This is a genomic window from Micromonospora sp. WMMB235, assembly GCF_001855515.1.
GTDB lineage: Bacteria > Actinomycetota > Actinomycetes > Mycobacteriales > Micromonosporaceae > Micromonospora > Micromonospora aurantiaca.
The window spans coordinates 4,397,706-4,410,049 of sequence record NZ_MDRX01000001.1; the positions used below are offsets into that span (position 1 = coordinate 4,397,706).

The window sequence follows — 12,344 nt, forward strand, 5'->3', positions numbered from 1 at the left end:
CGGCCGGGAACGGCGGGGCGATGCCCGGAAACTTCTGCCGTCGGGGTGGCATAACGGACGCCGCGCCGGGAAGTCGGGCCGCCGGGACGAGACCGGGAGGCGAGATGGCGTACGGCTGCGACACCTTCAACCGACTGCCCGGCCGTACGACTCGATGACCTCGCTGGGACGGTTCGCCGGCCTCCTGCTGTCGCCGACGGTCGTACCGGAGACCGCCGCGCGTGTCGCGCGTACCGTCGGTTCGGCCCTGCCCACGGACGCCGTGCCGGCCCGGGTCAGCGAGGTGGCGGGCAGTGTCGGTACGGCGGCGGCCCGGCTGGCCCGCCTCACCGGGCTGACCAGCCGCCGCGTGTGGTCGCAGGACGGCCGCCACCACATCGAGGTGCACGGCGTCTGCCAGGACGGCGGCGACCGGCTGGCCCGTCAGGTCGAGGCGGCGCTGGAGTCGATGCCGGGTGTCGCCTGGGCGCGTGTGAACGCGCCGTCGGGCCGGGTGGTGGTGGCGACCGGGGATCCGGCGCCGAAGCTGCGCGACCTGATCGCCACGGTGGCGCGCGTGGAGCAGACCTGCCCGTACGAGCCGGACCCGGAGATCGAACCGCCGCAGCCGCCCGAGGACGGCCCGCGTACCGCGCGGACGTTCGGCGCGCTGCTGTCCGACGTGCTCGGGTTGAGCATCTCCGCTGCCACCCGTGTCCTGCCGCTCACTCCCATTCCCGCCGAGGTGGCCGGTCTGCTCGGCGCTGTCGACCTGCACCCGAAGCTGCACGCGCTGGCCGGTCTGGGCATCCGCGCCGACCCGCGCGCCGAGGTGCTGTTCCCGCTGGCCGAGGCGGTGGTGCAGGGTCTCACCGGCGGCTGGGCGGGCATCGTGCTGGACGGCGCGCAGCGGGTCGTGCAGTGGGGTGAGGGCGCCGCTCAACTGAACGCATGGCGGCGGGCCGAGCCGCACCTGACCGGTGACCCGGAACGGGCTGTGGCCCGGGTGCCCGACGGCGAGCGGCCCTGCCCGGTGCCGGACGGGCAGCCCGAGCGGTACGCCAAGCGGGTGCTTCCGGCCGGCGCGGTCGCCGGGGCGGCGGCGCTGCCGGTGCTGGGGCCGAAGCGCGCAGCCGCGCTGGCGCTGTCCTCGCTGCCGAAGGCGCCCGGCTCCGGCCGGGAGGGGTACGGCGCCCAGCTCGGCCGGATGCTCGCCCGGCGCGGCGTGATCGCGATGGACCGCAGTGTGCTGCGTGAGCTGGACCGGATCGACACGGTGGTGCTCGACGCGGCGGTGCTCGGTTCGGACCGGGGCGTCCTGGCCGATCTCGCGCCGCTGGCCGACGCCGACACCGGGCAGGTCGCCGCGCGCGCGTTCGCGTTGTTCGACCCGGCCGAGCCGGACGCGGTTCGCGCCGCCGAGGGCTGGCGGATCGGCCCGCTGGACCGCCTCGGCGCCGACGATCCCGGCGACACCCCGGACAGCGCCCGGCTGCGCGCCGACGGTGGACGGCTGCTCGGGCTGGCGGAGAACGGCCGGCTCGCCGCCGTACTGCGGGTCGAGCCGGAGCCCGCGCCGGGCGTGGACGCGCTGGCGTCGGCCGCACGGCAGGCGGGCCTGCGGCTCGTGGTCGGCGGCGCGGACGACGGCCGGTACGACTTCGCGGACCTGCTCGTACCCGGTGGTGCCCGGCTCGCCGACGCGGTGCACGACCTGCAACGCGAGGGCGCCGTGGTGATGGTGGTCTCCGGTGAGCGGTCGGCGCTCGCCGCCTCGGACTGCGGCCTCGGCGTGTACGGCCCGGACGACCTGCCGCCGTGGGGCGCGCACCTGCTGGTCGGTGACGACCTGCGGGTACCGGCCCTGCTCGTCGACGCCGCCGGGGTGGCCCGCCGGATGACCGAGCAGAACGTCCGGATCTCGATGGCCGGCAGCGGGCTCGGCGCGCTCGCCGCATTCACCGCCGACCGGCGGCGGCTGCCCCGCCCAACGCTCGCCGCGGTGAACGGCGCGGCGGCGCTCGCGTTCGCGCACGGCGTGTTCCGGGCACACCGGCTGCCGGACCGGACCGGCGCACCGATGCCCGCGCTCACCGCCTGGCACCTGATGCCGGCGCAGACCGTCCTGGACCAGCTCGCCACCGACCCGTCCGGGCTTGCCGAGGACGAGGCGGCCCGTCGCCGGCGCGTCGAGGTCGGCGACGAGCACGGCCCGGCCGGGCTGCTCCGCGCGTTCGTGGAGGAGCTGTCCAACCCGCTCACCCCGGTGCTGGCCGCCGGTGCGGTGCTCTCCGCCGCGTTCGGCTCACTCGTCGACGCGGCACTGGTGGGCGGCGTGGTGGGCGGGTCCGCTCTGGTCGGCGCGGTGCACCAGCGCAACACCGAACGGTCCCTGGCCGAGCTGCTGTCCCGCTCGGCGGTCACCGCCCGGGTGCTGCGCGACGGCGCCGAGCGGGTGGTGCCCGCCGAGGAACTGGTACGCGGCGACGTGATCACGGTCAGCTCCGGGGACGCCGTACCGGCCGACTGCCGGGTGCTGACGAGCGACGGGCTGGAGGCGGACGAGTCGTCACTGACCGGCGAGTCGCTGCCGGTGGCGAAGAGTCCGGAACCGGTGGTGGCGGCGGCCATCGCCGAACGGCACTCGATGCTGTTCGAGGGCACCACTGTGGCCGCCGGGCACGGCACCGCAGTGGTGGTGGCCACCGGTGCGGAGACCGAGGCCGGGCGGAGCCTCGCCATGGCCCGGCAGGCCCCTCCCGCCAGTGGCGTGGAGGCGCGGCTCGGCAGGCTGACCAGCAGCGCCGTACCCCTTGCGGCCGCCTCGGCGATCGCTGTCGCAGGCGCAGGGCTGCTTCGGGGCGTACCCCTTGCCGAAACGGCGGCGACCGCCGCGAACCTGGCCGTGGCGTCGGTGCCGGAGGGGTTGCCGTTCCTGGTCAGCGCCGCGCAGCTGGCGGCGGCGCGGCGGCTGGCCGAGCACGGCGCCCTGGTCCGCAACCCCCGGACCATCGAGGCGCTGGGCCGGGTCGACGTGCTCTGCTTCGACAAGACCGGCACGCTCACCGAGGGGAAGTTGCTGCTGGCGGGGGTGGGTACCGGTGACGGCCGGTACGCCGTGCTGGACGAACTCGACGAGCCGCTCCGGTCGACGCTGGCCGCCGCGGTGCGGGCCACCCCTGCTGCGGCGGATCCGGACGAGTTGCCGCAGCAGACCGACCGGGCGGTACGCCACGGCGCGGACGCCGCCGGCGTGACCGAGCGGACCGGTGCGGCGGAGTGGACCGCCAGGGCCGGGCTGCCGTTCGAGCCGTCCCGGGGCTACAGCGCCACCGTCGGCCGCGGCACCGGCGGGCTGCTGCTGAGCGTGAAGGGCGCCCCCGAGTCGGTGCTGCCGCGCTGCGCGTCCCGGCGCACCGCCGAGGGTGACCGGCCGCTTGATGCGGCCGGACGCGAGGAGGTGCAGGCCATGCTGGCCGGGCGGGCCGGTGCCGGGCATCGCATCCTCGCCGTGGCCGAGTGCCAGGTCTCCATCGAGCAGGTGAGCGACGAGCAGGTCGACGGGCTGGTCTTCGTGGGTTTCCTGACGCTCGCCGACGGGGTGCGGGAGAGCGCCCGGCCGGCGGTGGCCCGGATCCGGGCGGCGGGCGTGCACACCGTCATGATCACCGGTGACCACCCGGCCACGGCCGAGGCGATCGCCGCCAAGATCAGCCCGGACGACGGCGGGCAGCGCGTGGTCACCGCCACCGACCTGGACCGGCTGGACGACGCGGCGCTCGCCGAGCGCCTGATGGCCACCGACGTGGTGGCACGTTGCACGCCCGCCCACAAGGTACGGATCATCCAGGCGTTGCAGCGCCAGGACCGGACTGTCGCGATGACCGGTGACGGCGCCAACGACGCGCCCGCGATCCGGCTCGCCGACGTCGGCATCGCGCTCGGCCAGCGCGGCACTCCCGCCGCCCGCGCGGCGGCCGACCTGGTGGTCACCGACGACCGGCTGGAGACGATCATCGCCACGCTCGTCGAGGGACGGGCCATGTGGTCGTCGGTGCGGCACGCGCTGAGCATCCTGGTCGGCGGCAACCTCGGCGAGATCGCGTTCAGCGTGCTGACCGCCGCCGCGACCGGCCGGTCCGCGCTGACCGGCCGGCAACTCCTGCTGGTCAACCTGCTCACCGACCTGGCACCCGCACTCGCCATCGCGGTCCGCCCGCCCGCCGACGACAGCGCCGACCATCTGCTGCGGGAAGGGCCGGACTCGTCGCTCGGCGTCACCATGACCCGGGAGATCGGGCTGCGTGCGGCGTCGACCACGTTGGGCGCGACCGCCGGCTGGACGATCGCCAGGTGGACCGGCACCCAGCGGCGTGCCAGCACCGTCGCGCTCGCCTCGCTGATCGGCACCCAGCTCGGCCAGACCGTGCTGGCCGGCGGCACCAGCCCCAGCGTGCTCGCCGCCACCGCCGCGTCGGTCGGCGTGCTCGTGGCTGTGGTGCAGACGCCGGGCGTCAGCCAGTTCTTCGGCTGCACCCCGCTCGGCCCGGTGGGCTGGACCATCGCCACCGGGTCGGCACTCGGCGCGACGTTCGCCAACGGTGCGCTGACCAAGCTGGTCGACCGCCTGCCGCAGCCGGGTTCGCATCGGCGACCCGACGCCGGCCAGTCCTAGCGCCAGGTGGCGGCAGCCCGGCGCAGCCGGTCGTTTATCGCTCGGCCCACGCCGGTCTCCGGCACCGGCTCGGCGACGATCTCGGTCACCCCGGCCGCGTCGAGCCGGTGCAGCGCGTCGAACAGGCGCGCCGCCGCCGCCGTCACGTCGCCGTCGGGCGACAGGACCTCCACCGCCGCCCAGTCGCCGTCCGCCGGTGGCTCCCGGAAGGCCAGGAAGCCCCGCCGGCCGCCGCCGGGCTCGGCCGCCGCGCCCAACCGCAACGGGGTACGCGGGGCGTAGTGCGCGGCGAGCGTCCCGGGCGCGACCGGCTGGCCGGAGCTGCCCTGGCGCACCTCGACCGGGCCGACCGCCTCGACGAGCGCCTCGACCGGCAGCGCGCCCAGCCGCAGCACCACCGGCCGCTCACCGCGCGCGTCCACGATCGTCGACTCGATCCCGCACCGGGTGGGCCCGCCGTCGAGCACCACGTCCACCGCGCCGCCCAGCCCGGCCACCACGTGCTCGGCCCGGGTGGGGCTGAGCTGGCCGAACCGGTTCGCGCTCGGCGCCGCCACCGGCACTCCGGCGGCGGCGATCAGCGCCCGCGCCGACGACTCGTCCGGTACGCGTACCGCCATGGTGTCCAGACCGGAGGTGACGATCGGCGGGATGATCTCCGGACGGTCCACGATCAGGGTGAGCGGGCCGGGCCAGAACCGCTTCGCCAGCTCGGCCACCGCCGCGGGCACCTCGCCCACCAGCGCGGCCAGGTCGGCGGCGTCGGCCAGGTGGCTGATCAGCGGGTCGAAGCTGGGCCGCGCCTTCGCCTCGAAGATCCGCGCGGCGGCCCGGGCGTCGAGCGCGTTGGCGCCCAGCCCGTAGACCGTCTCGGTGGGAAAGGCGACCAGCCCGCCGGCACGCAGGACGGCGGCTGCCTCGTCGATGCCGCGCTCGGCCGGCAGGACGCGCGGGGATCCGGTGCTCACGCTTCCGACGCTAGCCTGCCCGGTTCGCCGTCCCGGCAAGACCCTGCCGTCGCGTGGTGGGGCCGTCAGTCGCGTGGTTCGGTGGCGGGTTCCGTGTCGGGGAGCGTGGGCGCGTCGGTGGGGTAGAGGCCGGCGGCGAAGCCGTACACCTGGTCCCCGGCGCGGGGGATCTGCGCGAACCGCCGGGCCAGCGCCTGCACCTCCGCCCAGAACTCGCGGACGTCCTCGATCGGGATGCGCGCGTGCACGAGCGTGCACCGCAACTCGTCGGCGGCGTGCGCGGCCGCCGCTTCGGCTGCCGCCTCGGCGAGCCCGTTGATCCGGGACACCACCTGCTTGTCCTCGGCCCGGCTGAGCGCGCCGACGTAGTAGGTGCGGGCCACCCGCCCGTAGAACCGCTCCTCGATGGCGCGTACCCGGCGGGTCCGCACCACGCGCAGCAGACCGGCGTCGACCAGTTGGTTCACGTGGTACGCCACGCTGCTCTTCGGCCGGTCGACGGCGCGGGCCATCTCGTTGACAGTGGCGGCGCGCTCCAGGAGCAGTTCGAGCAGCGTGCTCCGCAGCGGGTCGGCGAGCGCACGCAACTGCTCCGGAGCGGTGACCACGAGCAGGTCGTCGAGGTCGTAGTCCGGGATTCGCTCATTGACCGACATTTCTCGACCGTTCTAAGATTCTGGTTCGTTCGACAACTCTGGTCTGACAACTCAGGAGTGTAGTGATGGCCGAGATCGTGCTCTTCCACCACATTCAAGGGCTCACGGACGGCGTCCGCGCGCTCGCCGGCTCCCTGCGGTCCAGTGGCCACACCGTCCACGTCCCCGACCTCTTCGACGGCGAACGGCCGGCCACCATCTCCGACGGCGCCGCGCTGATCAAGCGGATCGGCGGCGACGTCCTCGACCGGCGCGCCGACGCGTACGTCGCCGGCCTGCCCGCCGGCCTCGTCTACGCGGGCGTCTCCTGGGGCGCCGCCATCGCCCAGCGGCTCGCCCAGACCCGGGCCGGCGCCCGGGCCGCCCTGCTCTACGAGGCCTGCCTGCCGGTGACCGGCGAGTGGGCGATCGGCCCGTGGCCCGACGGGGTGGCGGTGCAGGTGCACGGCATGGAACAGGACCCGTTCTTCGGGCTCGAAGGCGACGTCGACGCCGCGCGCGAGCTGGTGTCGATCGTCGGTCCCGAGCGCGGCGAGCTGTACGTCTACCCCGGCGACCGGCACCTGTTCACCGACAGTTCGCTGCCCTCGTACGACGCCGAGGCCACAACGCTGGTGGTGAGCCGCAGCCGCGAGCTGCTCGACCGGCTCGGCTGACGCCTACTCGTCACCGCGCAGCCGCGCCAACGCGGCCGCGTACTCGGCATCGGTCAGCACTCCACGCTCGTACTGCCTGGTCAACGCGTGGATGTCGCGCCGCTGGGCGGCGCTCGGAGCGGGCCGCCGGATCTGCCCCGGCGGGTCCGGACGGTCGGTGCGGACCGGATCCGGCGCCGGGCTCGCCGCCGCGCGCTGCTCCGGGGGCCGGGCGTTGCGATGGCACTCCCGCAGGTTCGCGAGGATCTCGTCGTAGTGCTCCGGCCAGGTGACCAGCCGGGTCAGCTCCAGGCGGAACGGCCGGACGACGGCGCCGGACTGGATCGGCGTCTGCACCGGCTCGCCGTCGATCCGCTCGATGACGATCGCGTCGCGTCCCACATCCAGGCCCACGATCGAACCCGTACCGCTGTGTATCTCCGCAACCGACGCCCACGGCACTGTGGTCGTGCGGAGCAGCGAGCGCGAGCGTACGCCGACAGGGCTCACCCAGACGCCGAGCATCGCGCGGCGGACCGCGACAGCGAGGCCGACGGCGTTCCACACGCCGAGGAACACCGCATCCCGTCCCGGCATCCTGCCGCTCCTGACCTCGAACACGAGGAGCACGAAGAAGCCGACCGCCAGCACCGCCACGACCATGAAGCCGGAGGTGGTCAGGTCCAGCGAGTACGGGCGCCGCCACACCGTCATGCCGCCAGAGTGACCGACCGTGTCCAGCGGTTCCGCGCGGAGTCAACGACCTCTCGCCAACTCCACGACCTCGGCGAGGCTCACGACCCGGTCGCACTCGTCGTCGGTCAACGTATTGATGAGCGCCTTGGCGGCCTGGGCCTGGGGAGTCGTGGGCAGGGCGCCGGCCAGCAGGTCCGGCAGGACCAGCTCGTAGCCGGCCCGCGCCCGGGGTGAGTAGCGGTGGCGGCTGCGGGTCACCGCCGTGGCCACGCGCAGCGCGTGCTCGTTGCCGGGCGGCACGTGCGGGCGGTCGCGCTCCCGGGCGCCGAACCGCATCCGGTGGCGGAACTCGCACGTCTCGCACGTCGCCGGTCCGGCGGTCAGCCGTGCCCCGCAGTCGGGACAGGTCAGCCGGTCCACCGCGCCGTCCACGGTCCGCCAGTCGTACGCCCCGGGGTCGTCGACGACGAGCCAGGCCAGCTCGCTCTCCTCGGGCGAGCCCGGCGCCACGTCCAGCTCACCGCGCAGCCGCGCCCAGGCGTCCCGGATCTCGTCCTCCAGGCACGCCACCGCGGCCGCCAGCGCCGGGCTACGCCACGGTCCGGCCACTGTCGACCCGCTACCGGTACTGTGCGATCTGGATCAGGTTGCCGCAGGTGTCGTCGAACACCGCCGTGGTCACCGGGCCCATGTCGACCGGCTCCTGGGTGAACAGCACGCCGAGGCCCCGCAGCCGGTCGTGCTCGGCGGCCACGTCGTCCACCGCGAACTGCGTCAGCGGTATCCCGTCGCCCGCGAGCGCCTCCTTGAACGCCTTGGCGGCCGGGTGCGCGTCGGGTTCCAGCAGCAGCTCCACGCCGTCCGGGGCGTCCGGCGAGACCACAGTCAGCCACCGGTACTCCCCGGTCGGCACGTCTGTCTTCTTCACGAAGCCCAGCACCTCGGTGTAGAAGCGCAGTGCCTTGTCCTGGTCGTCGACGTACACGCTGGTGAGGTTGATTCTCATGGATTCTCCTGGGTGGGTGCGTCGGACCTGAGCCATCGCTCGGTGATGGACCGCAGCGGCCGGGTGTCGAGGTGGTGGAACTTGTAGCGGCCCTGTCGCCGCGTGACGATCAGGCCGGCGGCCTCCAGGACGTCGAGGTGCTGGGAGATCGCCTGCCGGGACGAGCCGACCTGGTGCTTGGTGGCCAGCCGGCCGCAGATCTCGAACAGGGTCTGACCGTCGCGCTCGGTCAGCTCGTCGAGGATCAGGCGGCGGGTGGGATCGGCCAGCGCCTGGTACAGATCGCCCACGTCACCCACCATATGCAAGTAACAGCTTGCCTATCAAGAGGCTGTCTGCCAACGGAGGACGTCATGCCCGGATTCATCCTCACCGGCACTCCCGGCTCCGGTAAGACCGCGATCCTGCGCCACCTGGAGGTCGACGGCCATCCCGTCGTGGAGGAGGCGGCGACCGACGTGATCGCGCTGCACCAGGCGCTCGGCCGGCCCGAACCGTGGCGGGAGCCGGACTTCGCCGAGCAGGTGCTGGATCTCCAGCGGAGGCGTCGGCGCCGAGCCGAAGCGCACGCCGGGGAGATCGTCTTCCACGACCGCTCACCCGTCTGCACGCTCGCGCTGTGCCGCCACCTGGGGTCGACGCCGCCGTCCGCCCTGCTGGACGAGGTCGAGCGCCTGACGACGGAACGCCGCCACTACGAGCGGACCGTCTTCTTCGTACGAAATCAGGGCTTCGTCGAGGCGACCGCCGCCCGCCGGATCAGCTTCGAGGAATCGCTCGTCTTCGAGCGCGTCCACGAACTGACGTACTGCGACGCGGGATTCGACCTGGTCGAGGTGCCCGCGGGGCCGCTCACGACGCGGGTGGCCGCGATAAAGCAGGCGGTCGATCGTCTGCGCGCCGCTAGGGTGCGGACATGACGTTCCGCGTTGTCTCGCCGCCACCGGTCACCCGGTAACGACGCCGTTCACCGAACCCGGCTTTCGATCCAGAGCCCGGGTGCGTTCGCGGTGCCCGGGCGGCGACGACAACGGAGAATCCCGTGCGCAGAAATCTGCCCCCGACCGTGGGGCGAGGAACCCTATACATCCTCCTGGCGGCGATCGCCTGGGGCACCGGCGGCGCCGCGGCGGCCGTCCTCTACGACACCAGCGGGTTGGGCCCCGTCGCCGTCTCCTTCTGGCGGTTCGCGGGCGGCGTCCTGCTGCTCGCCGCCGGACACCTGACACGTCGGCGACCATCCTCGCGTATCCGGGTCGTCACCACCCGGCCGCGCCACAGGTGGCGGCAGGTCGTGACGACAGGCGTAGGGCTCGCCGTCTACCAGACGGCGTACTTCGCCGCAGTGGGGTACGCCGGTCTGGCCGTCGCCACCATGGTCACCCTGGGCGCCGGGCCGGTCCTCATCGCCCTCGGTTCACGCCTGGCCCTCGGCGAGCGACTCGGCCGATCCGGCGGAGTCACAGTCGTGACAGCACTCGTCGGCCTGGTCCTGCTGCTGGGCGGTGGTAGCGCCGGCAGCGCCCCGGCGCCGCTGCTGGGGTTGGCCTGCGCGCTGCTGTCCGCGGCCGGGTACGCAGCCGTCACCCTGCTCAACCGGAAGCTCGGCCGAGACGGCGGCGGGCACACTCCGCTACTGGGCGGATTCGCCGTCGGAATGATCTGCCTGCTTCCCCTGGCCCTGCTCGAAGGGATCCTGCCCACAGCCGGTGACATCCGTCAGACAGTGGGCCTGCTCGCCTACCTCGCCGTGGCGCCCACCGCCGTGGCGTACACCCTGTTCTTCGCCGGGTTGGCCTCGGTCCGGGCGACCACCGCGTCGGTCATCGCGCTCGTGGAGCCGGTGACGGCGGCGCTCATCGCGGTGCTCCTGCTCGACGAACGGCTCACAGTGACCGCCGTTCTCGGGTCGATCGTGCTGCTCGCCGCGGTGGTCACGCTGATGCTCGGCGAACCCGGACCGGCGCCGTCGTCGACTGCGGCGCTCAGGGACCGTGACGCCGACATGCGGAACCGCCGCCGGCCTCGACGAGCGAGGGCCGGCGGCGGTGTGGCGACGCGCCGTCCGGGGTGACGGATCAGCCGGCGAGCTGGCGCCGCACCGAGTCGGCGTCCATCAGGTACGACATGAACTTGAACTTGACGTACTGCTGCACGAGCTAGGGCATCACGTGCTCCAACACCGCAGCCGGAAGGTCGGCGGGTGCAACGCCGATCAGATCATGAACGGTTCGCCGAGGCTTTCGCTGATCGATGGAAGCCGACTGCCGAGGCGGCACGCGACACAGCAGCATCGACAGCCGCTGATGATCCGGCGAAATGATGTGGTGGAGCCCAGGGGACTCGAACCCCTAACCCCTGCCTTGCAAAGGCAGTGCTCTGCCAGTTGAGCTAGGGCCCCGTGACGGCGTTCAGCGCAGGTCGGGCGCCGTGGTCGCCTCGTGCCACAGGGCGCGCTCGTCGTTGGAGGCCTTGACCTTCTTGGCCACGACGGCGGCCACACCGACGATGCCGGCCAGGATCAGGAGCTTCTTGAACATGTGCTTGACCCCTCGCGCTCGACTGTCGTCGGACGATGTGCGGTGGGGCTAGCTGGAATCGAACCAGCGACCTCAGAGTTATCAGCTCTGCGCTCTAACCGACTGAGCTATAGCCCCGCGTAGCGACGAGCTAGGTTAACCCATCGCCTCCACCGCGCCCAAATCGGGGGTCTGTGGTGGGAAGCACCCGCGCCACCTCGAACCTACCCGGACGCACGACGCCGGGGCGACCGCTTTACGCGGTGCCCCGGCGCCGGTCGATCAGTCCCGCTCGGCGAGCGTCAGCTCGATCCCGCCGACCAGGTCGGCGCAGACGTTGTAGACGAACGCGCTGAGCGTGGCCAGCGCGGTGAACAGCACGACGTTCACCAGGCCGATCAGCGCCGACGTCAGGATCACGCCCTTGGCGGTGATCCGGAAGCCGCCGCCACCCTGGCCGCCGCCGGCGTTCACCAGGTCGGTGAGGCTGTCGTTGACGCTCTTGAACACACCCATGGCGTCCAGCGCCAGGTAGAGCACCGACGTCGCCACGACGACCACGATGAAGAGCACCACCGACACCGCGAAGGCGAACTTCATCACCGACCACGGGTCGATCCGCTTCAGGTTCAGCCGGGCCCGTCGCGGTCCGCGCGACGCGGCCGAGCTGACCGAGGTACGCGCGGCGCGTACCGCCTCACCCACGCGCGCCGCGCCGACGGCTGCCGCGCCGCTGATGCCCGGCGGCAGGCCGCCGCCGTTGGCGGGCCGGGCCTGGGCGCTCGCGGCGCCGCTCGGGCGCGAGCCGTCGGGCGACGTCTTCGGGGCGGTGCCCAGGCCGGCACCGATCCGCGGCTGCGTGCCGGTCGTCCCGGTGGAGGCCCGGCCGGCGGCCGACGGGGTCTTGATCGGCTGGGTGCTCGTGGCGTTCGCGGGCTTGGCGGCCGGAGCGGCCAGACCGTCGGCCGATGTCGGCGCGTCAACCTTGGTCTCGGCCGAGTCCCGGGAACCGGAGTCCTCGGCCGGCTTGTCCGGAGGCGGGGCCATGCCGGGAGCCCGGGTGAACTTCGGGGCAGGCGCGTCGGCGGGAACCGTGGCCCGGCCCACAGCCGCGCGGCCGGTCGCTGGTGTGCCGCCCTGCGCGGCCTCCTCCTCGACCGGAGTGGCCGAGGTCCCCTTGTTCCCCGACTTCGCCTGTGTCTCCGTCATC

Annotated in this window: 12 protein-coding genes and 2 tRNA genes; 4 read left to right on the top strand and 10 right to left on the bottom strand. The window is 73.6% G+C overall.

The features are described from left to right. Positions 1 to 154 precede the first annotated feature (154 nt). Positions 155 to 4,654, top strand: a complete 4,500-nt coding sequence (locus BFV98_RS19315) for an HAD-IC family P-type ATPase (RefSeq protein ID WP_071097325.1) — start codon at positions 155 to 157, stop codon at positions 4,652 to 4,654. Here BFV98_RS19315 and BFV98_RS19320 read toward each other — a convergent pair. Both BFV98_RS19320 and BFV98_RS19325 read right to left on the bottom strand, forming a co-directional pair. Further along, on the bottom strand, positions 4,651 to 5,598 hold the full coding sequence (locus BFV98_RS19320; protein ID WP_041784381.1) for an L-threonylcarbamoyladenylate synthase: 948 nt from the start codon (positions 5,596 to 5,598) through the stop codon (positions 4,651 to 4,653). The genes BFV98_RS19315 and BFV98_RS19320 overlap by 4 nt on opposite strands. An 89-nt stretch (positions 5,599 to 5,687) precedes the next feature. Next, positions 5,688 to 6,278, bottom strand: coding sequence for a helix-turn-helix domain-containing protein (locus BFV98_RS19325; RefSeq protein ID WP_071097327.1), 591 nt, complete (start codon positions 6,276 to 6,278; stop codon positions 5,688 to 5,690). 65 nt (positions 6,279 to 6,343) lie between these two features. Here BFV98_RS19325 and BFV98_RS19330 point away from each other — a divergent pair, with 65 nt between their 5' ends. Continuing rightward, positions 6,344 to 6,934: a dienelactone hydrolase family protein gene (locus BFV98_RS19330; RefSeq protein ID WP_071097329.1), complete on the top strand. Its 591-nt coding sequence runs from the start codon at positions 6,344 to 6,346 to the stop codon at positions 6,932 to 6,934. A gap of 3 nt (positions 6,935 to 6,937) precedes the next feature. On the opposite strand, the gene BFV98_RS19335 is transcribed toward BFV98_RS19330, so the two are convergent. The 4 genes from BFV98_RS19335 to BFV98_RS19350 are packed head-to-tail and all read right to left on the bottom strand — an operon-like array spanning position 6,938 to position 8,917. After that, a complete protein-coding gene (locus tag BFV98_RS19335; RefSeq protein ID WP_047893152.1) occupies positions 6,938 to 7,627 on the bottom strand; it encodes a PH domain-containing protein in 690 nt (229 codons plus the stop codon). 42 nt (positions 7,628 to 7,669) lie between these two features. Continuing rightward, positions 7,670 to 8,218 carry a hypothetical protein gene (locus BFV98_RS19340; protein WP_071097331.1) on the bottom strand — a complete coding sequence of 183 codons (549 nt, stop codon included), beginning with the start codon at positions 8,216 to 8,218 and terminating at the stop codon, positions 7,670 to 7,672. Between the two features lie 10 nt (positions 8,219 to 8,228). Next, positions 8,229 to 8,615, bottom strand: a complete 387-nt coding sequence (locus BFV98_RS19345; protein WP_013283243.1) for a VOC family protein — start codon at positions 8,613 to 8,615, stop codon at positions 8,229 to 8,231. After that, positions 8,612 to 8,917 carry a helix-turn-helix transcriptional regulator gene (locus tag BFV98_RS19350; protein WP_013283242.1) on the bottom strand — a complete coding sequence of 102 codons (306 nt, stop codon included), beginning with the start codon at positions 8,915 to 8,917 and terminating at the stop codon, positions 8,612 to 8,614. Before BFV98_RS19350 ends, BFV98_RS19345 begins: the two co-directional genes overlap by 4 nt. Positions 8,918 to 8,968: 51 nt before the next feature. Between BFV98_RS19350 and BFV98_RS19355 the strand changes: the two genes are divergently transcribed. Both BFV98_RS19355 and BFV98_RS19360 read left to right on the top strand, forming a co-directional pair. After that, complete coding sequence (locus tag BFV98_RS19355) at positions 8,969 to 9,535, top strand: AAA family ATPase (protein ID WP_071097333.1); 567 nt, start codon at positions 8,969 to 8,971, stop codon at positions 9,533 to 9,535. A gap of 122 nt (positions 9,536 to 9,657) precedes the next feature. Beyond that, positions 9,658 to 10,689 (top strand): DMT family transporter, encoded by a 1,032-nt coding sequence (locus tag BFV98_RS19360; protein WP_071097335.1) that lies wholly within the window; start codon positions 9,658 to 9,660, stop codon positions 10,687 to 10,689. 251 nt (positions 10,690 to 10,940) lie between these two features. On the opposite strand, the gene BFV98_RS19365 is transcribed toward BFV98_RS19360, so the two are convergent. From BFV98_RS19365 to BFV98_RS19375, 4 genes are all read right to left on the bottom strand, one after another. Further along, a tRNA-Ala gene (locus tag BFV98_RS19365) sits at positions 10,941 to 11,016 on the bottom strand. Positions 11,017 to 11,026: 10 nt separating this feature from the next. After that, positions 11,027 to 11,155 (bottom strand): DLW-39 family protein, encoded by a 129-nt coding sequence (locus BFV98_RS32465; protein ID WP_013283222.1) that lies wholly within the window; start codon positions 11,153 to 11,155, stop codon positions 11,027 to 11,029. 43 nt (positions 11,156 to 11,198) lie between these two features. After that, a tRNA-Ile gene (locus tag BFV98_RS19370) sits at positions 11,199 to 11,272 on the bottom strand. 144 nt (positions 11,273 to 11,416) lie between these two features. After that, positions 11,417 to 12,343 (bottom strand): DUF3566 domain-containing protein, encoded by a 927-nt coding sequence (locus BFV98_RS19375; protein WP_013283221.1) that lies wholly within the window; start codon positions 12,341 to 12,343, stop codon positions 11,417 to 11,419. Position 12,344: the final 1 nt, after the last annotated feature.

Bases quoted from the DNA above. Each gene is read 5' to 3' on its own strand.
- BFV98_RS19315 (WP_071097325.1), top strand. From the start codon at position 155: ATGACCTCGCTGGGACGGTTCGCCGGCCTCCTGCTGTCGCCGACGGTC.
- BFV98_RS19325 (WP_071097327.1), bottom strand. From the start codon at position 6,278: ATGTCGGTCAATGAGCGAATCCCGGACTACGACCTCGACGACCTGCTC.
- BFV98_RS19330 (WP_071097329.1), top strand. From the start codon at position 6,344: ATGGCCGAGATCGTGCTCTTCCACCACATTCAAGGGCTCACGGACGGC.
- BFV98_RS19335 (WP_047893152.1), bottom strand. From the start codon at position 7,627: ATGACGGTGTGGCGGCGCCCGTACTCGCTGGACCTGACCACCTCCGGC.
- BFV98_RS19345 (WP_013283243.1), bottom strand. From the start codon at position 8,615: ATGAGAATCAACCTCACCAGCGTGTACGTCGACGACCAGGACAAGGCA.
- BFV98_RS19350 (WP_013283242.1), bottom strand. From the start codon at position 8,917: ATGGTGGGTGACGTGGGCGATCTGTACCAGGCGCTGGCCGATCCCACC.
- BFV98_RS19355 (WP_071097333.1), top strand. From the start codon at position 8,969: ATGCCCGGATTCATCCTCACCGGCACTCCCGGCTCCGGTAAGACCGCG.
- BFV98_RS32465 (WP_013283222.1), bottom strand. From the start codon at position 11,155: ATGTTCAAGAAGCTCCTGATCCTGGCCGGCATCGTCGGTGTGGCCGCC.
- BFV98_RS19375 (WP_013283221.1), bottom strand. From the start codon at position 12,343: ATGACGGAGACACAGGCGAAGTCGGGGAACAAGGGGACCTCGGCCACT.